This window comes from Chryseobacterium sp. HNCC26DJ240 (assembly GCF_057180485.1).
Map to the genome: position 1 here is coordinate 126,169 of NZ_JBXUGK010000004.1, position 22,786 is coordinate 148,954.

Consider the following 22,786-nt stretch of genomic DNA (forward strand, 5'->3'; position numbering starts at 1 on the left):
GGCTGCAAAATTTCTTAAAAAAATAAAGCTATGAGCAAAGTAATCGGAATTCTTGCAGGAAGCCTGCGAAAAGAATCATTTTCAAAGAAAGTTGGCAAAACACTTTTAGATTTTGCACCGGACGGATTTGAGTTTAAATTAATTAATTTAAGTGATATTCCATTATACAATCAGGATTTTGATGACCATAACGAAGTTCCTGAAGCCATCACAAAGTTCCGAACAGAAATGGCAAATGTTGACGGCGCGATCTTCATTACCCCAGAATACAACAGGTCGGTTCCCGCAGTTTTGAAAAATGCAATCGATGTGGGATCCAGACCTTATGGAAAAAGTGTTTGGGATAAAAAACCGGCTGCGATCTTCAGCAATTCACCTGGGAATCTTTCTGCTTTTGGAGCTAATCATCATTTGAGACAAAGCCTTGTCTTTCTCAATATGCCGACGATGCAACAACCTGAAGTTTATATTGCGCACGTCAATGACATCTTTGATGAGGAAGGAAAAATGAAAGAAAGCGGCACCAAGGATTTCATCAAAAAAGCCGTGGAATCATATATTGTTTGGTTTAAGAAAAATGCCGAGTAACGTTGCATTTCGTAAGCGCATTAACATAGATCAACGTGATTTCTTAAACTTGTTTATGGGTACATTGTCTTTTTTAGAAGGAAATTTGTTTATCGTTAATTAATAATAAGTTCAAACAAAATGACAGTCAAGTTATTCAAACAAAAAACAATATTTTCTTTCTTTATTCTGATGATCTCATTCTCAGTAATGGGTCAGGATATCAAAGGTCTGCGTTATTTTATGCAGGGCAATGCTACAGCAAGTTCTGTCCCTTACGGAAATAATCAATCTGCTGGACATTATGTGAAGTCTGATGACGCCAAGATCTATTACGAAGTTTATGGAAAAGGAAGTCCCATTGTGGTACTGCACGGCGGGATCGTCGGTTCGCCTTTGGAAATGGGTCAGCTGATCGACAGTCTTTCTCAGAAACATCAGGTCATCTCCATCTCTACACGCGGACACGGAAGATCGGAAATGGGTAACAAAATTCCGAGCTATGAGCAGAAAGCTAAAGATGTAAATGCGGTTCTTGGCAAAGTGACCAAAGAAAAAGTGACGATTGTAGGCTTTAGTGATGGCGCTTATACAGGTTATTTTTTCGCTGAGCAATATCCGGATAGAATTGAAAAGCTCGTAGCCATCGGAGCCGGAGAGTGGAAGAAAGGTTTCCGTGAGTTTAAGATGGATTACAAAAGTTTTTCCGCAATGGACGAGCTGTTTTGGAAACAACAAATGGCCTTACGACCGGAACCGAAAAGAATAGATGAATGGTTCAGTACTTTAAGCAGCTACTACAACAATCTTAATATTGATAAAACCATTTTAGGACAAATCAAATGTCCGGTCTTGGTGATGGCTGGTGAAAAAGATCAGAATGCGCCTTTCGATACCGTGATAGCAGCATACAAAATGATTCCAAATGCTCAGTTGTCCATTATTCCAAATGCGCCTCATCCTGCATTTTTGTTAAATTTTGATGCCGTTTGGACGAGTATGAAACCTTTTTTAAATCAAAACAATTAATTAAAAATATATAAAATCAAAATGGAAAACAACGTAGAACAGATCCTGGTACATCATTTAACAGCCTTTGGAAATAACGACCTGGATGCGATTGTAGAAGATTACACAGAAACTTCTGTACTTTTTACGCCCAAAGGAATTGTGACAGGTTTGGATAATATCCGTCAGTTTTTTGTGGAATTCTTTGCTGTGATCCCAACAGGTTCAGCTTTCGGGATGGATCAAAAACTGATTGAAGGAAATGTAGCATACATCCTTTGGAACAGCGATTCAGATCTAGCTCAAATTCCTGTAGGAACGGACACTTTCGTGTTTGAAGGTGATAAAATTAAATATCACACTGTAGCAGATTACAGGATTGCAAAATAAATTTTTAAGACCTGATGATTCGGGTCTTTTTTGATTCTAAATATTACATTATGAAAAACTTAATAAGGATTACTCTTTGTGTTTTGACAACAATGGTTTTGTTCAATACCAAAACGTATGCTCAGGAATATGCCGACACCACCAAAACACTGGAAGATGGTAAAGCACCAGGCTTAAAGGTAAAATTATTAAGCACCGTTGGCCAGACAAAGACCTATCTCCTCATCTTTACAAAGGGTGACGAGATTGTAGCCGGACTGACGGAGTTTGTCAAGAAAAACAATATCAAAAGTGGTCACTACACGGGTTTGGGTGATGCATTATCTGCAAAAGCAGGCTGGTTTGACTACGATAAAAAGAAATTTAAGGTCATCCCAATTGGCGTTTCGGAGGTTTCTTCTTTTACGGGAGATATTGCCTGGTTCAAAGGAAATCCAATTGCCCATACGCACTTTAGTGCTGCGATAGAAGATGGCTCGGTAAAAGGCGGACATCTTTTGGAATTATTCTGTGGGCCGACAATGGAAATTATTTTGGTTGAGGAGCCCGTGGCGCTTTACAAAAAATTAGACCCGGAATTTAATGCTGCATTGATCGATCCGGACTTAAAATAGACAATATGGAATCACAATACAAATCTATTGAAACAGTAATAGAATCAGGAAAAGCACCAGGGATGAAAGTGAAACTTCTAAGTGAAGCTGGTGGAGTGAAAACCTATATGCTTGTTTTCGCAAAAGGCGATGAAGTCGTTTCCGGACTTACAGATTTTGCTACGGAATACGACATCAAAAGTGCCCATTACCAAGGTATAGGAAGTGCATTTGAAACAGAATTAGGTTGGTTTGATTTTGACCGTCAGGAATATCTGGTGAACACTGTCGATATTGCAGAGGTAACCTCGATCATCGGAAATATCACTTGGTACGAAGGAAAACCGGTAGCACATACTCACACGACTGTTTCTTTAAAAGATGGAAGCGTTAAAGGTGGACATTTACTCAAAATGATTGTTGGGCCAACCATAGAAATTGTTCTGATTGCAGAACCAACTTATCTCTATAAAAAATTAAATCCGGAGTTCAATGCTGCAGCCATCGATCCGGAATTATAAATAATAAAACAAACAAATTAAAAATTAACATTATGGAAATTACAGCAGCTATCGTAAAATCACAAGGTAGCGAATTCGAATTGGAAAAAGTAACGTTGGACGAGCCGGGCGCTGAGGAAGTGCTTGTAAAAATCGTAGCAACAGGGATCTGTCATACCGATATGGTTGCCCGTGACTTTATTATGGGTTCACCTAATTTTCCTGTGATCTTGGGTCACGAGGGAGCAGGTGTCATTGAAAAAGTCGGGAGCGATGTTCATCACCTGAAAGTAGGTGATCACGTGGTCTTGACCTACGGATTCTGTGGAGAATGTGAAATTTGCCGAACAGGTAATCCAGCGTATTGTTATGAGTTTTTTGACCGTAATTTCTCAGGAGCGGATATTGAAGGACATCACCACCACCACGATCACGAAGGAAAAGATATTAATGATAATTTCTTTTCTCAGTCTTCCTTTGCAACCTATTCTATCGCTCACAAAAACAATGTGATCCCTGTTCCGAAGGATGCGCCACTGGAAATTTTAGGGCCATTAGGTTGCGGAATCCAAACTGGTGCTGGTGCTGTAATCAATACACTGAAGATCAAAGTAGGAAGTTCTATCGTGATCTCCGGAACTGGAGCTGTAGGTCTTTCTGCTGTTATGGCGGCTAAGGCTTCATCTGCAACTGTGATTATTGCTGTGGACATCAATGATGACAGATTGGCTTTTGCTAAGGAATTAGGCGCGACTCATACGATCAATTCATTGAATGAAAATGTAAGAGAAAAAATCCGTGAGATCCTTCCAAATGGTGTTCAGTTTGCAGTAGATACAACGGGTAGAAGTGAGGTGATCAACAATTCATTGAACAGTTTGGCTCCTGTCGGAGAAATGGCGATCATAGGCGTTGCTACCAAACCATTGGAATTGGAAACGAATATTTTCCTGACTAAAGGTTACAAGATCAAATTTGTAAACCAAGGTGATAGCGTATCCGAAGAATTCATTCCGAAATTGATCAAAATGTATCTTCACGGACAGTTTCCGTTTGATAAATTAATTAAAACTTACGCTTTTGAAGATATCAATCAGGCAGTTGAAGATTCTGAAAAAGGAAGAACCATCAAAGCGGTTCTGAAAATCGGAGAATACGCTAAGTAATCTTAAAATATTTTAAGCAAAGCTTTACACTGGTTTCACCAAAAGCTTGTGTAAAGTTTTTGCTTTTTTAAATCAAATCAATATGAAAAAAATAAAATCTATTGCTCTTCTTATAATGATGTACACTGGATTGTCAGCTCAGCAAAACGTTATTCTACCGATCAATGGTAAATTAAATAAAGATACCGGAAAGGAAGAAAAAACTTTAACAATGGATCCAAAGTCCGATAGTCGCACGGTCTATAATGTGACGGTTCCAAGTCTTGCCATTTACAAACCGGAAGGTGCGGCATCCAATGGTACTGCCGTTTTGGTTGTTCCAGGCGGCGCATTTCATATTTTAGCATATGACGACGAAGGTGTGAAAATTGCAAAATCATTGGCAGCAAAAGGCTACACGGCAGCAGTGTTGAAATACCGGTTGGTGAAATTGGAAGGAAATAATCCGTTCGGTAAACTGATGGAAAATGCCAAAAACTTCGATACTCTGGAATCGATAATGGCTCCCGTTGTACCATTGGCAATCGCAGACGGAAAAGAAGCGATGAAATATCTTAGATCAAATGCTACATCTCTAGGTTTCAACAAAGACAGAATTGGGGTAGTCGGTTTTTCGGCAGGCGGAACTATTGCGGCAGCAATCGCTTTGGATAAGGATGTTCGTCCACTCTTCAGTGCACCGATCTATCCGTACTTAAATCCTTTGATGAAAACTCCGATTCCTGCAGATCCGCCGCCAATATTCATTGCAGTTACACAGGATGATGATTTCGGGTTTGATGTCAATTCAGCTCAATTCTACGAGAACTGGAAAACTGGAAAAGGTCTTGCCGAACTTCACATCTACACGAAAGGACGCCACGGATTTGCCAGTAAAATGCAAGGACTTCCTGTGGACCATTGGGAAGACAGATTGATGGAATGGTTGACCACAATGAAATTTTAATGCAAAGAGACCTTGTTTTTTACACATCCATCCTGATGGCATTCAGCGCAGGATTTGTGGATGCGAGTACGTTTACGACCGCAGACGGTCTGTTTTCTGCACACGTAACTGGGAATTTTGTTGTATTTGCCTACAAACTGGCAAATCACCCCACACTCAGCGATTTTATCAATCTGCTGAGTTTTCCGGTATTTATTCTGGCGGTTTTGCTAACTGGCAAGATGAACAGCTTTTATAAGAATGAAAAAGGATTATCTGTTTTCATCGGGATATTTCTGCTTGTAGCAGGCATTATGGCATATTTTCTAACGCAGCAAGGCATCCAATCAGGATTTTTGTACCATACGATGCTGATGCTCATTGTCTTTTCAATGGGAATTCAGAATACGGTGAACAGATTGTACGGAAGTTCCGCTTTCGGACCTACAACGGTGATGACTGGAAATGTCACGAAGGCAACTCTGGATCTCTTCAATTATTTTTCAGGACCGCACACGGCTGAGAAATTATTATTAATCAGACGTTCGTTGGTTCTTCTGACAGGTTTTTTGGTTGGATGTATTTTGGGTGCATTGATTTCATCCCGATATGGATTGGTGTCAATGCTCATTCCGGGAATAATCATTGTGATATACTACACTGTGTTTTTTAAAAATACACAAAAGATTTAAATCAAATTTGTTACTAATAATTAAAATAAAATAATGGAATATAGATTTTTGGGCGCATCAGGAATTAAAGTTCCTGTGCTTAGCTTTGGAACTGCCACTTTTGGCGGTAAGAACGATTTTTTCAAAGCCTGGGGAAGCACGCAGGTTGATGAGGCAAAACGATTGATAGACATCTGTCTGGAAGCAGGGGTCAATATGTTTGATACTGCCGATGTCTATTCTGATGGTGTCGCAGAAGAGGTTTTGGGCAAAGCCATTGCAGATAAGACGAGAGATCAGTTGATCCTTTCAACTAAAGCAACCTTTACTTTTGGTGAAGGTCCCAATAACCAGGGTTCTTCAAGAAATCACCTCTTAAAACAAGTGGAAGGAAGTTTGAAAAGACTGGGAACAGATTACATCGATATTTTCCATATGCACGGTTTCGACGGTAATACACCTGTAGAAGAGACCCTGCGTACTTTAGACGATCTGGTCCAGAGTGGAAAAATAAGATATCTTGCAGCTTCCAATTTCTCAGGATGGCATCTGATGAAGTCGCTGGCGATCTCTGAAAAATATGGTTGGAACAAATATGTTGGACATCAGGTCTATTACTCTTTGAACAACCGTGAATACGAGTGGGAATTGATGCCGTTGGCACTTGACCAAAAAGTGGGAGCAATCATCTGGTCTCCTTTGGCTGCCGGAAGATTGGGCGGGAAATACGGTCGGAACAAGCCAATTCCTCAAGATGGGCGTGTAGCTCAGGGTGGAAGTCCGGTTCCGGATATGGCAGTCAATGAGGAAGTACTTTACAATATTATTGATACTCTGGAAGAAATTGCAGAGGAAACGGAAAAGACTGTCGCCCAAGTTGCTCTTAACTGGCTGCTACAGCGACCAACAGTGTCGAGCATTATTGTCGGTGCTAGAAATGAAGAGCAGCTGAAACAAAATCTCGGCGCAGTGGGATGGAACCTGACCATTGACCAGATCAAAAAACTGGATGAGGCAAGCACAGTTCCGCCTATCTATCCTTACTGGCATCAGTGGCAAAAAAAAGACCTGAATCCAACACCGAATTTCTATTAAATGAATTAATATTTTTATATTGATCATCAACCGACTATTCAGAATCTGATTCTTTGTGATGGTCAGTTGATGATTTTAATTGAAAGATAAATATGACGCATCAAATTATCAAAGCAGGAGTTTTAACTTTCGGAAAATCGGGAAGTGCCTTTCACACACCATTTCTTAACGCCCATCAGGGTTTTGAACTAAAAGCGATTGTTGAACGCAATCATAAAAAAGCACAAACGATATATCCCGATATCATAAGCTATGATTCTGTGGAGGAGATTTTGAATGACAAATCGATCGATCTTATAGTTGTCAATTCTCCGGATCATCTTCATTTTGAACACGCCAAAGCAGCTTTGTTGGCTGGTAAACACGTTCTGCTTGAAAAACCGGCTACCATCATAAGCTCGGAAATTAAGGAATTGTTCAATCTTGCTGAAGCGGAACAAAGACATTTGCTTCTTTATCAAAACAGAAGATACGACACGGATTTTTTGACGGTTAAGAGAGTGATAGAAAGTGGACGTTTGGGAAAACTGAAGGAGGTGCATTTCAGATATGATTTCAATTTGCACAAAGATCAGATAGCACAGATGCCGAAGTCTGAGCATAGAGGACGTGATATCGTTTATGGCTTGGGACCTCATATTTTGGACCAGATCATCAGTTTATTTGGAATGCCTGTGAGTGTGGTTAAAACAACATCAAAAACCGTCAATCCACATATCATCGATTTTTTCAGTTACGTTTTTAAATTTCCCGAAGACCTGACTGTCTTTGCAAGTTCAAATCTTTCAACGGCAGATATGGAACCTGCGTTTAAGTTGAGAGGAACCAAAGGAAGCTTCATCAAAAACAGAAGCGATATTCAGGAAGATCAACTGCTGAAAGGAACAAGTCCAAAGGATGAATTTTATGCATTAGAAAATCAGAATGATGGATTGTTGACAACGCTAGACACTGAAGGAAATAAGATTGAAGAATTCGTCAACACTTCAAAAAGCACCTATATGAAACTCTTCGATGATGTCTATGATCAAATTGTTTATTCAAAGGATTATCCGGTAAAAAAGGAAGAGGTCATTTTTCAGATCGAACTTTTGGAAAGGGAAAATGATTTTTAGAAAAATCAAATAGTGATCTCATAAAGCTGCTTGCGGTAATTGTTCGGAGATATCCCGGAATATTGCTTGAAAAACTTACTGAAATGAAACTGGTTTTCAAAGTTCAGATGATCTGCGATCTGTTTTACGGGCAACGCTTTGTTATCCAACAAAACTTTGGCCTCCAAAACCACCATTTCTGTGATAAACTGCCGCGCTGTCTTTCCGGTTTTCTTCTTGAGAAGCTGCGAGAGATACTTTTCATTAATGGACAATTTCTCAGAATAGAACGTAACTTCTCTGCTGGTGAGATAAAATTGTGATAATAGTTTAATGAATTTGTAAATGAGCGTATTCGAGTAATCCTGGTCGGTCTCCATCTCATCATAATAAGTTTTTACTTTGAGGAGAATCGACTTGAAGACATTTTTGACCATTTCAGAATGAAGTTCCTGATCATCTTTCCGCTCCTGAAGTTCTGCCATAATTTTGATCAGATCAATCAGTAGCTTCTTATCATTTCCGTGGATAGTTCTGTAGGATGGTAGGCCTTCTCTTATAAAATTGGCAACATTAAAATATTTTCCTAAAATCCCAGAGGTCTTCAAAAAATCAGGCGTGAAGAGGAGAGAAATGAAATGGGTCTCGTTATTTTCCCATTTGAACTGTCTGATTGCTGAAGGCGGAATAATGATAACACCATCCTCTTTCAACTGATATTCCAGAAGGTTGACTTTCAAAGTTAAGAGGCCTTTGATGATAAAGATGATGGAGAAATGTCCTGAGCGAAAAGGCTTGTTCTCAAAAATTTCCGAATCGTACTTCAAAGAGTCATAAATGATCAGATCGGAATCATTCATTTCCAATCCAATATTTTTGCTGATCTCAGAAAGTTCAAGTTCTTTGACTTCAAGCTCTTTATTTGATTTTACCGTGGTCACTATGCAGCTTTTAACAAATATAAAGATCTTTATCTTACTTTTAGATATATGTTGCTTTCTTTTTTCTATGTGATAGACGAATGAGCAATGCGATCTTTGTGAATTCACTTTGTTATCAAAGATCATCAACCAGCTAATATCTATTCAAAAGAAATGTCAGTAAATAAAGCAACAGCTAAAAGTAAAGTTACCGTCCAGGTTTTCAGAAAAATGAAGGAAAAAGGCCAAAAAATAAGTATGTTGACTGCTTACGATTATACTATGGCAAAATTGGTCGACCAGGCTGGTATTGATGCCATCCTTGTTGGAGATTCTGCCGGTAATGTAATGGCTGGTTATGAAACTACTTTAAGCGTAACGCTCGATGAAATTATTTATCACGCCAAGTCTGTAAAAAGAGCGGTGAAGAATGCGCTTATTGTTGTCGATATGCCTTTCGGAACGTGTTCCGGTGACCCGATAGATTCCTTGCACAACGCCATCAGAATTATGAGAGAGACCGGAGCTGAAGCTTTGAAGATAGAAGGCGGAGAGGAGCTGTTGCCCGATATCAGAAAAATAATTGCCGCTGGAATTCCCGTAATGGGACATCTCGGTCTGATGCCTCAGTCGGTACATCAATATGGCGGATTCGGATTGCGTGCAAAATCTGAAATGGAAGCGCAAAAACTTAAAAATGATGCCGCACTTTTAGAGGAAGTAGGATGTTTTGCCGTTACATTGGAAAAAGTTCCTGCAGCTTTGGCAGAAGAAATCGCTCTGTCGTTGAGGATTCCGGTTATCGGGATCGGTGCAGGTTCGCAGGTTGACGGTCAGGTTTTGGTCGTCCACGATATGCTCGGATTGAATCAGGAATTCTTGCCAAAGTTCGTACGCAAATATGCAGAATTGGGCGATACAGTCAAGAAAGCGGTAAATAATTATATTCTTGATGTCAAAAACAGCGATTTTCCATCTGTCAGCGAGTCATATGAAAATCCGACCAAAGAAGTTGTCTGATTTTAAGCAGGCAATTACTCAAAATCACAATCATTCTTCCGATAAGTGTAATTTTTAGGACGCCGTTTTTTGGAAATTTGCAGTATAATTAATTAAAAATAATTTCAAAATGAAAAAATTAAGCATTATCGCATTGGCAGGAGTAGGTTTACTTCTTGCTTCTTGTAACAAAAATTCTACACAAACGCCTTCTCAGGAACAGCAGGTTGCTGAAAAGCAAGGAGATGTTTTTGCTGTTGATACTACATCTTCAGTTGTGAATTGGAAAGCATTTCACAAAGGTGGATTTGCACCAAGATGGGGAACACTTTCGGTATCATCAGGAGAATTGTCTTTAGCTGACGGACAGTTGAACGCTGGAGAATTTGTAATCGATATGAAATCATTGAAAGTTGACCCTGCTTCTGTTACCGAAAAAGATAAAAACTATGCTGAATTGGAAGGGCACCTGAAAAGTGCAGACTTCTTTGATGTAGAAAAAAATCCGACTGCGGAATTTAAAGTGACCAAAGTTGAAGACTTGGCTGCGGCTACAACCGATGCTGTGGAAGGTGCCAACAAAACCATCAGTGGTAACCTGACTTTACAGGGAAAAACGTTGAATGTAACTTTTCCTGCCAATGTACAGGTTGCTGACAAAACAGTTTCTGTGAAAGCAAAATTGACCGTAAACCGTACAGATTGGGGAATCAAATTCGGAACTAACGAAGCAGACCCTGCAGAATGGATGATTAGCAAAGATATTGAGATAGGCGTTGACGTGAAAGCAACGAAACCTTAAAATAACATTATCAATCTTACACTAGTTTAAGATAGATTCTTCAACTAGTTTATGCGTACATCTTCTGTTTTTAGTGGAACTTTGAAAATTACACTTCATACAGAAGATGTACGCTTTAATAATAAAATTAAAATGGATTTACAGTTAAAAGGAAAGAAAGCTCTGGTCACAGGTTCTACAGGCGGAATAGGTTTTGGAATTGCCTTGGGACTTCTTCGTGAAGGAGCCACCGTTTATATCAATGGAAGAACAGATGAGAAAATAAATGAAGCGATTACCAGACTGAAGAAGGAAGTTCCGGATGCAGTTGTAGAAGGAATTGCGGCAGATTTCTCTAAGGTTTCTGAAGTTAATGATTTAATCAAAGCTTTGCCCGAAATCGATATTTTGGTCAACAATGTTGGCGTTTATGGCGACCAGCCTTTTGAAACGACGGAAGATGCAGAATGGCTCAACGATTTTGAGGTGAATGTTTTGAGTGGCGTAAGATTATCTCGTCATTATGCGCCTTTAATGAAAGCCAAAAATTGGGGTAGAATTATTTTTATTTCCAGTGAATCTGCCATTAATATTCCTGAAGATATGATTCTTTACGGAGTTACAAAGACAGCTTATTTAGCTTTAAGCAGAGGTCTGGCAAAATTGATGAAAGGAACTAATGTCACCGTGAATGCTGTTCTTCCCGGACCAACTTTAGCCGAAGGAACAGAAAAGATGTTTGATAAAATTGCTGCAGAAAAAGGAATCTCTGTTGAGCAGGCTCAGATAGATTTTATTAAAGAAAAAAGACCTTCGTCTGTCATTGAGCGTTGGGCTACGACTGAAGAAGTTGCTAATCTTGTAGTGTACGTAGCAAGCCCGCTATCTTCAGCAACATCAGGTGCAGCATTGCGTGTGGATGGTGGCGTTGTAGACAGTGCATTTTAAATTTGGATCAATTTTTTTGATTAATTATTACATATTTTCGAAAGACATCTCATTTTAGATGTCTTTTGATTTTTCTACTTTCAAATTTGAGATGATTCTAAAATAATATCTTTACATATATTTAAAAAAATAACACTTTGGATAGAAGTCAAAATTTAGAAAACCCATTGGATGTATTGATTGGCAGTTTCAACAGTTCTTTTGCTTTAAATGAAAAAGAGGAGGAAGAGGTTAGAAGGCTTTTCAAAAAGAAAGTACTCAAAAGAAAAGGTGTTCTGCTGCAGGAAGGGAATGTCTGTGGACATATTTCGTTTGTGGTTTCCGGATGTTTCAAAATGTATGCGGTGGATTCCAATTTTAAAGAACACAATCTACAATTTGCGATTGAAAATGAATGGATTGCCGATATCCAAAGTTTTTATGATGAGAAACCGAGCAGACTGAGCATCGAGGCTCTGGAACCGTCGGTCGTTCTGCAAATCAGTCACGAAGACCTGCTTTATTTATATATCAATTATCATAAGTTTGACCGGAATTTCAGGATTATCAACGAAAGGAAGTTTATCAATTTTCAGGACAGAATATTACAAAGCATCAGTTTTACGGCCGAAGAAAGGTACCTTAATTTTCAGAGAGATTTTCCAGAATTGATTAAGAGATTACCCAATACACAGATTGCTTCCTATCTGGGAATTACCTCAGAATTTCTGAGCAAAGTGAGAAAGAATATTGTGAAGAAAAAATGACCTTGTTAATGATTAAAATTTAGAATTTGGAACGTTTAGAAATTAAAAAAAATATACAAAAACCCGAAGACCAGAATTTGTCTTTCAGGGCTTTTGATTTGACGCCATCGAATCTAGAAAATTATCTCGGACCTCACAAGAAGGACCACTTCTGTATTTTTTTGGTGGAGTCGGGAGAGATGGAATTGCAGATTGAAGACCAAAAGTTCAAACTCAATGCGGGTAAAATATCGATTATTTTTCCTGAACAGATTTCTTTCATCAGCAAAATTTCTTCGGATATTTCAGGTAAAATTATTCTGTTTGAAGAAATTCTTTTTTGTTCTGATATTCTAAAAAACGAACTGCTTTCCTACAATGTTGATTTAGCGACGCATCTCAATTGTGTCTTTCTTTCACCGTCAGAATTTGAACAGTCAAAGAAGCTCGCTGTTGATATTGAGAATGTTTATCTCGACCCAAGTCTTGTCCGAAAAGAGCAGGCGCGTTTTTATATCAAAATTTTTCTTCTTGGATTGATTGAATTGGTTCACGGTCAGCATCCGGTTTTACAACACGAAAGTGATAAAACACTGTATATTCGTTTCAAAAAAATGCTGAACGAACGCTACAAAAATGAGCGAACCGTGCAGTATTACGCTTCAAAATTGGCAATCACTACCAAGAAGCTGAACAATATTAGCAAAAAGCATTGTGATGAAACAGCCATCAATGCCATTCATAACCGTATTATGCAGGAAATCAAAAGATTATTATTGTTTTCAGACCTTTCCCATAAGCAGATTTCATTGGAACTGGGATTCAGCTCACCTTCAGCACTCAACAAATTCGTAAAAACAAAATTAAAGGAAACGCCAACCGAACTTCAGGAAGAACTGGCTCAAATTTATAACAGATAGACCCAATTATATAACACCTCGCTTTCTGACTGACCTACCTTTGTACTATAATTTTAACGCAAAATATAATACAAAAATGAGTAAGTTATTTATAGCTGGAGAGGTGTTCCACGGCGCTGGAAGTCTTGAAGAATTAAAAAATATCAGAGGTAAAAAAGCAGTTTTGGTAACCGGCGGAAGTTCGATGAAAAAAAGCGGAACTCTGGACAAAGCCATCGCTTATCTCAATGAAGCAGGAATCGAAACTAAAACTTATGAAGGTGTTGAGGAAGACCCGTCATCAGAAACTTGCCTCAAAGGTGCAGAGATGATGAAGGAATTTCAGCCGGACTGGATTGTTGGAATCGGTGGTTGCTCAGCAATCGACGCAGCAAAAATGATGTGGGTTTTCTATGAATATCCTGATGCTGACTTCGAAGCAATGATCACACCTTTCACCGTTCCTACCTTAAGACAAAAAGCGAAATTCATTGCCATCCCATCAACCAGCGGAACAGGAACTGAAACAACAGGTCTTGCCGTAATCACAGACCGTGAAAAAGGTGTAAAATATCCAATCGTTTCTTACGAATTGACTCCTGACATTGCAATCATTGATGGAGAAATCTGCGCATCGATGCCAGCTCACGTAACTTCTAACACAGGATTGGATGCCTTGACACATTGTGTGGAAGCTTATGTTTCAAACATCGACGATAATTTTACAGATGCACTTTCTAAAGGTGGTTTGAAAATCGTTTTTGACAATCTGAAAGAAGCGGTACAAAATCCAACTAATATCACAGCCCGTCAGAATATGCACGATGCTTCTTTTATGGGAGGATTGGCTTTCAACAATGCTTGGTTGGGAATTGTTCACTCATTATCTCATCAGGTTGGTGCTTTGTTTGGCGTTCCTCACGGTGCTGCAAACGCCATTTTCTTACCGAATGTGATTCGTTTCAACTCAAAAGAAAGCAGTCGTTTTCCTGATTTGGCTAAAGTAATTGGTAAAGAAACTACAGAAGAATTGGCTCAAGCTATCGAAAATCTAAGAACTGAAGTTAACAACCAATCGTCAATCAAAGAATTCGGGATTTCTCGTGAAGATTGGGACAAGAACCTGGATTTTATGGCAAACAATGCTTTCTTGGACCCTTGTACAGGTTTCAACCCAAGAAAACCAACCGTTGAAGAGTTGAAAGATATTTATAACGCTTGTTATGAAGGTCTTGTTTATTCCGAGGAAAAAGTTTTAAATGTAGCTTTGTAATTCAAATTAAGTAAAACCATCCAATTTGTATAAACCCTTAAACTAGTTTAAGGGTTTTTCTTAATCTTGTTTATGGAGGCCTATGAATCATTAACGGTAGTTTTGTTTCAATATTTAATAATAAAAAATTATGAAGAAAACAGCAATTACAGCGCTTGCAGTGTTCGCACTTTCGATGGGATTTTCATCCACAGTGAATGCACAAAAACAAAATACAAAAGAAGTTTCTGCAAAATCGACTTCAGATAAAACACAAGTTGAAAAACTTGTGAAAGATTACTTTGCAGCTTTGAACAGTTCAGACGCTTCAAAAGTGGTGTCTTTATTTACAACAGATGGTGTTCTTTTGGCTCCTGGTGCGCCAACAGCGACTGGTTCTGAGCAGGTTAAAGGAACGTTTCAATATGTGTTTGATAATTTTAAATACAACCTGAATGTTTCGCTTGGCGAGGTTGTTGTTGATAAAGATTACGCATTTGTAGCGTCTACTTCCAAGGGTTCTTTTGTCATCAAATCAAGCAACCAAACGGTTGAGGATGATTTCAGGGAAACTTTTGTTTTGAAAAAAGTTGGCGGACAGTGGAAGATTGCAAGATATATGTACAACAAATCAAAATAACAAAATGAGCCGGAATTTTTTCGGCTTTTTTTAAAACTAAAATATGATTAGAATTATCAAATTTAAAAAAGTTGTGAAGAAGTCTTTAATATCTTTACCCCTAGTAACTACTTTAATGATTTCGACATCCAATATTTCCGCACAGAATATCAAACTTGAAGATTCAAATTTTACAGCGGTGCAAACTTCAGTTTCAATAGAAAAAATCGAAGGAAAGAAAGCGGTGAAAGTCATCAAGTCAAAATCAGTGGTAAAAGATGATGAAGCGACCTATGTTAAACTGAATGATCTGCAATTCAAAGATGGAGTGATCGAGGTGGAAGTCCTTTCAAGATTGCTTCCGGATGCGCCGGAGCACGCCAGAGGATTTATCGGTCTGGCTTTTAGAATTAATGATGACAATTCAAAATTCGAGAGCATATACATCCGACCAACCAACGGAATGGCAGACGACCAGCTGAGACGAAACAGAAGCATCCAGTATTTTTCTTATCCTGATTTTAAATTTACCGATTCAAGGAAATCAGCGCCTGGCGTTTACGAAACTTATGCGGATATGGCTTTGAACCGTTGGATAAAACTTAAAATTGAAGTGAAAGGAGCGAAAGCAAAACTCTACATTGACAATGCAAAACAACCGAATCTGATTGTGAACGACCTGAAAATGGGCGCAGATGCATCCGGTTTTGTAGGGCTTTTTGTAGATATAGGAACGGAAGGATATTTTAGGAATTTGAAAATTTATCCGGCTCAATAATTTGAAGTCAGTTATAAAAAAACAGGAACGATATTTAAATTGTTCCTGTTTTTTTATGTATAATTGAGATTATTTCGACTGATTGGAAAGCCATTTCACAACGTCGCCCAACATCTGCTGGTTAATAGTATGGTCTTCCATATACTGATGGAACTCAGGCTGTAAACCTTTGCTGCGAAGATAATCTACAGCGTCTGTTGCATATCCGAACTTCAAAACAGAATCGTGTGTTCCGTGGGAAACAAAGATATTCAGCTTTTTCAGTCTTTCATCTGATACAATGAGTGGTTTTACTTCAGAAAGCAATCTTCCGCTCATCACGGCGATTCCCTTTATTTTTTCAGGTTCCGTCAAAGCCACGCTGTAACTCATAATTCCACCCTGACTGAATCCCATCAGATACACCTGCTCTTCATCGAAATCCTCCACATTTTTCAAATCATCAATAAACTGTATGATTTCTTTTCTTGAGTTTTCCGCCTGCTCCTCATTGATGATAGAACGGTCCGGCATAATCTGCGCCTGAAACCACGCATAGCCATTGGGTCTTAAAGTCAGAGGTCCTCTTGCGGAAACTACCAAAAAGTTGTCTGGTAAAGCATCTGCAAAAGAAAACATATTCTGTTCATTGCTTCCCACACCGTGCATTAAAATAACCAATGGTGTTTTCTCCGTTTTTATTTTGGGTTGTCTTACCAAATAATGTAAGCTCGGTTTTTTGTCTGTTGTTATCATTTTAAAACTTAAACTGATTAAAATTATGGACGCTAAAAAAGCAAACGCCCAAACATACTTTGTTTTTATCACGCTTTATCGATTTTTACCGACATCATATTCAGTGAACCTGCCACCAGACCGTCATTGAAGATGGTCGCCTTTTCATCTTTTTCTTGTAAGCCCAACGTGTAGAGTAGAGGTAAATAATGTTCAGGAGTTGGGATAGACATTTGAACTTCTTTTCCCAACTGGTCATATCTGATTAAAGATTTGTGGTCGCCATCTGTGATGAGGTTTTTCAGTTTTTCATTCGCAGTTGTTGCCCAGTCAAAAGCATATCCTGGAACCATCATTTTATCCCACGCGGCCATTCTCAGATTGTGAACGGTATTACCACTTCCGATAATTAAGACGCCTTTTCTTCTCAATGCTGAAAGTTCTTTTCCTAAAGCATAATGATATTCAGGACCTTTGGTATAGTCCATACTCATTTCGACAACAGGAATATCTGCGTTGGGATAAAGAAATTTTACAACCGTCCAGCATCCGTGGTCAAGCCCCCAGTCTTCATTCAGTCCAACTTGTGTCGAAGTAATGAGTTTCTGTGTTTCCAAAGCCAAATCCGGACTTCCCGGCGCAGGATATTGCACATCAAATAATGCCTGAGGAAATCCGCCAAAATCGTGAATGGTCTGTGGCTGCTGCATTGCGGTCACAAATGTTCCTTTGGTTTCCCAGTGTGCAGAGATGCAAAGGATTGCTCTCGGTTTCGGCAATGTTTTTGCGACAGCCTGGAAACCCTTTGTAAAGATGTTGTCATCAATTGCATTCATCGGGTTTCCGTGTCCCAAAAAAAGTACCGGCATTCGTTCTGTGGGAGCCAGATTGTCTGTTAAACTGTGCAATGTATTGAGTTTCATCGCAGCGGCTCCAAGTGGTAAAAGTGCCATAGCTTTTAAAAAATCTTTTCTATTCATAAAAAACCTGTAACCAGATTTGTTATTTGTTCATAATTTGGTCCATATAAGACTTGTTGTCCCAGAACAGATACTCTTCGCTCATTGTTCCGTCTGTGTTCCAGATTCCGATGGTTGCCATTGGCAGTTTGAATTTTTTACCTGTTGGCTGAATGAATGTTCCGTCACCAAGCGGCATTGGTTTGGTGAAAGTCCCTTCCATATAACCCATCACGGCAGTCATATTTCCGCTACCCAATTTAAACGGGTGTTCTTTGATTCTTGTATCCGGTGCGTAAACGAACATTGCGTCCAAAGTTTTGATGTGTTGCTCAATTCCTTTTTCGGTGTGTCCGTCCGGGAAATGTACCAGGATATCTTTGGCGTGGCTTTCGTGAAGTCTCGTCCAGTCTCTGTTGCTGAATACGGTGTAATCCAAAGTGTCGAAAGTGGCTAAGTTTTTAGCGATAATTTCGTTGGACGCAGCTAATTCTTTAATTTGTTTTAAAGCTTTATCAGATTCAGCTGACTTTTTAGTTTGTGCGTTGGCTGTGAACATTGTTACGAATGCTGCAGCGATTAATCCTTTTGTTAAGAATGATGTTTTCATTTTTTGTTTGTTTAAAAATTATGGTACAAATTTCCGAAACAAACGATATGAAGAGATAACACAAATCGGCAGAATAGTTGTGATTTTAGGAAATGATCTTTGCCATTTCTTTTCGGTACTCCGAAGGCGTGAAGCCGGATTTCTTTTTAAAAGCGTGGGTAAAATAGGTTTTTTCATTAAAGCCAAGCTCGTAGCCAATCTCCGCAATAGTCTTATCGGTGGTGATTAGGAGATTTTTGGCTTCGGTCAGTTTTCTGGTTTCAATAATTTCTGAGACGCTTTGATGCAAAATATCCTGACAGATAAGATTCAAGTTTCTTGTACTCATAAAAAGCTTCTCTGCATAGAAATTCACATCTTTGGCTTCCATAAAATGCTCATCGAGAAGTTTTAAAAAATTCTTGAACGTATTGCTCTGGATTTTTTTGGATTCATCATTATTGAGGTTGAGTTTTTTTCGTTCGGACTCAATAATTGTAAATAGACTGCTGAGCAATTGTCGTATAACTGACAAATCGGGGTTTGGTTGATTGTATTCCTGAAAGATAATTTCACAAATGACATTCAATCTGTCAAAACATTCATCTGTTTTCAGACAAATGTTCGCTTTGTCGTGATACGTAGAGTAGAGCTGAAAAACCGTATTAGCAATGAATTCACTTTTAAAACGAATCGCCCAGATGTCACATTTTCCATCTTTTGCCAATGGTCTCACGCGATGAACTTTGCCCTGCGCAATGAAGCTGACGAACGGCGCGTCCATAACCTGAGATTTAAAATCGATAAAATGTTCCAGCTGACCTGATTTTCCAATGAGTAATTCTTCGAAATCGTGGTTGTGTGGTTCATTGTCTAACTGGCTGATTCTTTGGGATTCAGCTAAATCTATTTTGAACATTTTAAAAATGTCATTCATCTACTTAAATTAAACAATAAATTTAATGAAATTTGCTTTACAACAATCATTATTTTGTACTGCTGCAATAGATAAATTATTCAGCCAGATTGCTATTTCCAAACTTATCTTTTGGTAAATTTATCTCTTAATACAGTTTGATTAAAATCAACAATAGCTTAAAAATAATCTGTTATGAATATTGACCTCAAAAATAAAAACGCTCTAGTCGGTGCAGCTACGCAAGGAATAGGATTAGGTATCGCCACCGAACTCGCAAAATGCGGAGCTAACGTAACTATAATGGCTCGGAATGAAGAGAAACTTAAAAATTCTGTTGCTGAACTTCCTGTCATTAACGAACATCAAAAACACCAATATCTCGTTGCGGATTTTTCTGATTTTGAAAGTTTTAAAACGATTATTTCAAATTATTTTAAAGAAAACAATATCGATATTCTGGTCAACAATACAAACGGTCCCGAGCCGGGAATGGCGGTCGATAAAGGCGTTGATGATTTTCAGAAAGCTTTCGATTTGCTTTTCAAAACCGTTTGCGAGACGACCGCTTTGGCCTTACCTTATATGATTGAACAAAAGAACGGACGAATCATCAATGTTTCCTCGTTGTCTGTGAAAGAACCTATCAATAATTTAGTGCTTTCAAATTCCATCCGTTCTGCGGTTGCGGCGTGGTCAAAGTCTTTGTCTAATGAAGTGGCGCAACATAATGTGACCATCAATAACGTGTTGACCGGCTATTTTGATACCGAGAGAATTCAGAAATTAATTAAAGTTGAATCTGAACAAACTGGAAAATCACCTGAAGAAATTAAAGAAGCCAGAGAAAACAAAATCCCGATGAAACGTTTAGGAAAACCTGAAGAATACGGTCATCTCGTAGCATTTTTGGCGTCAGAATATGCGGCTTACATTACCGGAACGAGTATTCCGTTGGATGGTGGTTTGGCGAATATTTATTAGAGTTAAAAACTTTATAATAAAAAAAACTCCTGATAAATATTTTTTATCAGGAGTTTTTAGTTCAAGTAAAGGTTAAATTATTTCACCTCAAAACTATAAGTTTTACCTTTTTCAGTATTAAAATCAAAAAGTTGAGTTTCTGTAACAGCGAATCCTTTCATTTCAGCCTTATCAGATTTCAAAGGCGTTTTGATAGCATTAACCTGATAAAATTCGTTGGGGTTTTCACCTTTTGCCGTGATGAAAGTTGTTTTTGATTTTAGCTGAATATCTTTTGCAAATCTAATTCTCGCATTTCCACCCAAAGTAGATTTGATGGTCAGTTTTGTCAGCTTGGAATTTTTCCAGTCCATATCAATTTCAAAACCACCTCTTGCTTTTAATCCTTTCACAGAGCCGTTTGCTAAAGCATCGGGAAGTGCTGGAAGTAAGTAAAGATAACCATCATAACTTTGCAACAACATTTCTGCAATCCCTGATGTACAGCCAAAATTTCCGTCGATTTGAAACGGCGGATGCGCATCCAAAAGATTAGGATAGGTTCCACCGGATTCTCCTTTCGTTATCACTTGTGGAGGTGACAATTGATCGGAAATTAATTTAAAAGCTCGGTTTCCATCCAATAATCTTGCCCACCAGTTTACCTTCCAACCCATTGACCAACCTGTGGATTTATCGCCACGGTAAATCATAGAATTCTTTGCTGCTTCCGCTAAATTTGCGTTTCTGAATGGCGAAATCTGACCTGATGGAAACAAACCGTACAGATGAGAAATATGTCTGTGCTTATCATCGGTTCTGTCCATATCGGTGAGCCATTCCTGTAATTGGGCGTGTTGTCCGATTTGCATTGGCGGAAGTTTGCTCAAAGCCGATTTTATCTCATCCGAAAGACCTTTGTCCTGATTTAAAGCTTTGGAAGCATTGATGAAATTATTAAACACATCAAATACCAACTGATTGTCCATCGTAGTTCCTGCAGTGATGCTTACATTTTTAAAGTACTTATTTTCTGGAGACATTGATGGCGACACAACAAGATATTTTTTCGAAGGGTCTTGTTGGAGTACATCCAAATAAAATAAGGCGCAGCCTTTCAAAGCTTCGTAGTTTTTCTTCAGAAATTCTTTATCTCCGGTATACAGAAAATGGTTCCAGACGTGTTGGGTAAGCCATGCGCCGCCCATCGGCCACATTCCATAGAAACCGCCGTCCACAATTCCTGTAATTCTCCAAAGGTCTGTGTTGTGGTGCATATTCCAGCCTCTTGCATGGTACATTTCTTTGGCAGATTCTTGTCCGGTAACCGACAAATCCTGAATCATATCAAACAAAGGTTCGTGCATTTCGGAAAGATTGGTATTTTCTGCCGGCCAGTAATTCATTTCTGTGTTAATGTTAACTGTGTATTTGCTGTCCCACGCAGGATTCAATTGATAATTCCAGATTCCCTGAAGGTTTGCGGGCTGCGTTCCCTGTTGTGACGAGGAAATCAAAAGATATCTTCCAAACTGAAAATAGAGAGCCACCAAATCCGGGTCGCTGGAATTTCCAAACTCTTTGATTCTGATATCGGTTGTTTTTTTCGCCTGCTCATTTGTTCCCAAATCTAGACTTACCCGTTTGAAATATTTTTGATATTTATCAATATGAGCCTTGAGTTCAGCGTCGTACTTTTTATTTAAAGCTGATTTTAAATATTCTGAAACTCTCGCATCAGGATTTCCGCTAAGGTCATTGTATTTTTTAAAATTGGTGGCAATAGAAACATAAATGACCACTTCATCAGCTCCTGAAATATTTAATTGATCTTCGGTCGACGTCAGTTTTCCACCTTTTAAAACGGGAAGAGCGATGGTTTTAAAATTAATTTTACCTGTTTTGTTATCCACGGAGCCGCTTGTTCCGTTGATGACCAATTGGTTTTTCTCAGTAAAAATTGATTTTTTCAGATGTGGAGTAGAAGCATTGATATTGAAATTAAGACTTCCTTTTTTGCTGGAAGTTAATTTAATCATAATCACATTATCCGCAAATGACGAAAAAATTTCACGTTTGAAAGTCACACCATTAACTTCGTAAGAAACTGTGCTGATTGCCTTTTCTATATCTAAAGTTCTGTTATAATTTTTGAAGTTTTCATGGCCTTTAAAGTCCAAAAACAAATCGCCCATAGTTTGGTATGGCATTCCGTAATTTAAATCTTTAGGAGCTGTTCTCGGATAAGTATTGTTGGTAAGATCCTGAGCTTTTTCAAACTGACCTTCATTGATTAACCGGCGAACTTTCTTAATACTGTCAAACGTATTTTTTGGAACATTATTTCCGGGCTCACCAGCCCAAATGGTTTCTTCATTCAACTGCAGATGCTCCTGGATGGCTCCACCAAAAACCATTGCGCCCAGCTTTCCGTTTCCGATGGGCAAAGCCTCATTCCAGTTTTCTGCAGGTTTGTTATAATTTAGTTTTAAATTTTGCTGTGCGTGAACGGAAATTGAGATTACTGTTCCGACGATAAAAAATGCTATATTACTTCTGGTCATTTTTTTTATAATTATGTTTCAATCCAGCGTCATTCTGAAACGATAGGATAGTATTTTAAAACTAATGATTTTAAATAATATGCAGCCATATCTTTAAGTATATGATAAGGGAGCGATTTCTACTGTTTAATGATTTGATAATCATTTTATT

General features: G+C 38.5%; 25 protein-coding genes. 19 read left to right on the top strand and 6 right to left on the bottom strand.

Translation table 11 applies throughout. From position 1 onward, the window contains the following. Positions 1-30: 30 nt before the first annotated feature. From AC2A1G_RS09090 to AC2A1G_RS09135, 10 genes are all read left to right on the top strand, one after another. Entirely contained in the window at positions 31-588 is a 558-nt protein-coding gene (locus tag AC2A1G_RS09090; RefSeq protein WP_484046605.1) for an NADPH-dependent FMN reductase, read from the top strand. 120 nt (positions 589-708) lie between these two features. Continuing rightward, positions 709-1,596, top strand: coding sequence for an alpha/beta fold hydrolase (locus tag AC2A1G_RS09095; RefSeq protein ID WP_484046606.1), 888 nt, complete (start codon positions 709-711; stop codon positions 1,594-1,596). Positions 1,597-1,617: 21 nt separating this feature from the next. Then, positions 1,618-1,965: a nuclear transport factor 2 family protein gene (locus AC2A1G_RS09100; protein ID WP_484046607.1), complete on the top strand. Its 348-nt coding sequence runs from the start codon at positions 1,618-1,620 to the stop codon at positions 1,963-1,965. Between the two features lie 50 nt (positions 1,966-2,015). Then, entirely contained in the window at positions 2,016-2,579 is a 564-nt protein-coding gene (locus AC2A1G_RS09105) for a PPC domain-containing DNA-binding protein (RefSeq protein WP_484046608.1), read from the top strand. Between the two features lie 5 nt (positions 2,580-2,584). Then, a complete protein-coding gene (locus AC2A1G_RS09110) occupies positions 2,585-3,079 on the top strand; it encodes a PPC domain-containing DNA-binding protein (RefSeq protein WP_484046609.1) in 495 nt (164 codons plus the stop codon). 32 nt (positions 3,080-3,111) lie between these two features. After that, positions 3,112-4,224 carry an NAD(P)-dependent alcohol dehydrogenase gene (locus AC2A1G_RS09115; RefSeq protein ID WP_034675102.1) on the top strand — a complete coding sequence of 371 codons (1,113 nt, stop codon included), beginning with the start codon at positions 3,112-3,114 and terminating at the stop codon, positions 4,222-4,224. Positions 4,225-4,306: 82 nt separating this feature from the next. After that, the gene (locus tag AC2A1G_RS09120) at positions 4,307-5,170 is read left to right on the top strand and encodes an alpha/beta hydrolase (protein WP_484046610.1); all 864 of its coding nucleotides are present in this window, start codon (positions 4,307-4,309) and stop codon (positions 5,168-5,170) included. Continuing rightward, on the top strand, positions 5,170-5,841 hold the full coding sequence (locus tag AC2A1G_RS09125) for a YoaK family protein (RefSeq protein ID WP_484046611.1): 672 nt from the start codon (positions 5,170-5,172) through the stop codon (positions 5,839-5,841). Before AC2A1G_RS09120 ends, AC2A1G_RS09125 begins: the two co-directional genes overlap by 1 nt. A 33-nt stretch (positions 5,842-5,874) precedes the next feature. Beyond that, complete coding sequence (locus tag AC2A1G_RS09130) at positions 5,875-6,915, top strand: aldo/keto reductase (protein WP_484046612.1); 1,041 nt, start codon at positions 5,875-5,877, stop codon at positions 6,913-6,915. Between the two features lie 92 nt (positions 6,916-7,007). Further along, entirely contained in the window at positions 7,008-8,030 is a 1,023-nt protein-coding gene (locus AC2A1G_RS09135) for a Gfo/Idh/MocA family oxidoreductase (RefSeq protein ID WP_484046613.1), read from the top strand. Positions 8,031-8,035: 5 nt separating this feature from the next. On the opposite strand, the gene AC2A1G_RS09140 is transcribed toward AC2A1G_RS09135, so the two are convergent. Next, positions 8,036-8,950 (bottom strand): helix-turn-helix domain-containing protein, encoded by a 915-nt coding sequence (locus tag AC2A1G_RS09140; RefSeq protein ID WP_484046614.1) that lies wholly within the window; start codon positions 8,948-8,950, stop codon positions 8,036-8,038. Positions 8,951-9,103: 153 nt separating this feature from the next. On the opposite strand from AC2A1G_RS09140, the gene panB reads away from it, so the two are divergent. The 8 genes from panB (at position 9,104) to AC2A1G_RS09180 (ending at position 15,930) form a co-directional block, all read left to right on the top strand. Further along, on the top strand, positions 9,104-9,949 hold the full coding sequence (gene panB, locus AC2A1G_RS09145) for a 3-methyl-2-oxobutanoate hydroxymethyltransferase (protein WP_484046615.1): 846 nt from the start codon (positions 9,104-9,106) through the stop codon (positions 9,947-9,949). A gap of 109 nt (positions 9,950-10,058) precedes the next feature. Continuing rightward, positions 10,059-10,730 (top strand): YceI family protein, encoded by a 672-nt coding sequence (locus AC2A1G_RS09150; RefSeq protein WP_484046616.1) that lies wholly within the window; start codon positions 10,059-10,061, stop codon positions 10,728-10,730. 51 nt (positions 10,731-10,781) lie between these two features. Next, positions 10,782-11,657 carry an SDR family NAD(P)-dependent oxidoreductase gene (locus AC2A1G_RS09155; RefSeq protein WP_484046617.1) on the top strand — a complete coding sequence of 292 codons (876 nt, stop codon included), beginning with the start codon at positions 10,782-10,784 and terminating at the stop codon, positions 11,655-11,657. Between the two features lie 137 nt (positions 11,658-11,794). Beyond that, complete coding sequence (locus AC2A1G_RS09160) at positions 11,795-12,403, top strand: Crp/Fnr family transcriptional regulator (protein WP_484046618.1); 609 nt, start codon at positions 11,795-11,797, stop codon at positions 12,401-12,403. A gap of 26 nt (positions 12,404-12,429) precedes the next feature. Then, complete coding sequence (locus tag AC2A1G_RS09165; RefSeq protein WP_484046619.1) at positions 12,430-13,302, top strand: helix-turn-helix domain-containing protein; 873 nt, start codon at positions 12,430-12,432, stop codon at positions 13,300-13,302. A gap of 76 nt (positions 13,303-13,378) precedes the next feature. Continuing rightward, entirely contained in the window at positions 13,379-14,554 is a 1,176-nt protein-coding gene (locus AC2A1G_RS09170) for an iron-containing alcohol dehydrogenase (protein WP_484046620.1), read from the top strand. Between the two features lie 130 nt (positions 14,555-14,684). After that, positions 14,685-15,173 carry a YybH family protein gene (locus AC2A1G_RS09175; protein ID WP_484046621.1) on the top strand — a complete coding sequence of 163 codons (489 nt, stop codon included), beginning with the start codon at positions 14,685-14,687 and terminating at the stop codon, positions 15,171-15,173. A 43-nt stretch (positions 15,174-15,216) separates the two neighbouring features. Beyond that, on the top strand, positions 15,217-15,930 hold the full coding sequence (locus AC2A1G_RS09180) for a hypothetical protein (RefSeq protein WP_484046622.1): 714 nt from the start codon (positions 15,217-15,219) through the stop codon (positions 15,928-15,930). Between the two features lie 69 nt (positions 15,931-15,999). On the opposite strand, the gene AC2A1G_RS09185 is transcribed toward AC2A1G_RS09180, so the two are convergent. The 4 genes from AC2A1G_RS09185 to AC2A1G_RS09200 form a co-directional block, all read right to left on the bottom strand. Next, the gene (locus tag AC2A1G_RS09185; protein ID WP_484046623.1) at positions 16,000-16,665 is read right to left on the bottom strand and encodes an alpha/beta hydrolase; all 666 of its coding nucleotides are present in this window, start codon (positions 16,663-16,665) and stop codon (positions 16,000-16,002) included. 68 nt (positions 16,666-16,733) lie between these two features. Beyond that, on the bottom strand, positions 16,734-17,567 hold the full coding sequence (gene ygiD, locus AC2A1G_RS09190) for a 4,5-DOPA-extradiol-dioxygenase (protein WP_484046877.1): 834 nt from the start codon (positions 17,565-17,567) through the stop codon (positions 16,734-16,736). A 79-nt stretch (positions 17,568-17,646) separates the two neighbouring features. After that, positions 17,647-18,213 carry a nuclear transport factor 2 family protein gene (locus AC2A1G_RS09195; RefSeq protein WP_484046624.1) on the bottom strand — a complete coding sequence of 189 codons (567 nt, stop codon included), beginning with the start codon at positions 18,211-18,213 and terminating at the stop codon, positions 17,647-17,649. 85 nt (positions 18,214-18,298) lie between these two features. Beyond that, a complete protein-coding gene (locus AC2A1G_RS09200; RefSeq protein ID WP_484046625.1) occupies positions 18,299-19,129 on the bottom strand; it encodes a helix-turn-helix domain-containing protein in 831 nt (276 codons plus the stop codon). 174 nt (positions 19,130-19,303) lie between these two features. On the opposite strand from AC2A1G_RS09200, the gene AC2A1G_RS09205 reads away from it, so the two are divergent. Beyond that, complete coding sequence (locus AC2A1G_RS09205; RefSeq protein WP_484046626.1) at positions 19,304-20,092, top strand: SDR family oxidoreductase; 789 nt, start codon at positions 19,304-19,306, stop codon at positions 20,090-20,092. 77 nt (positions 20,093-20,169) lie between these two features. On the opposite strand, the gene AC2A1G_RS09210 is transcribed toward AC2A1G_RS09205, so the two are convergent. Then, the gene (locus AC2A1G_RS09210; protein ID WP_484046627.1) at positions 20,170-22,635 is read right to left on the bottom strand and encodes a glycoside hydrolase family 95 protein; all 2,466 of its coding nucleotides are present in this window, start codon (positions 22,633-22,635) and stop codon (positions 20,170-20,172) included. Between the last annotated feature and the right edge of the window lie 151 nt (positions 22,636-22,786).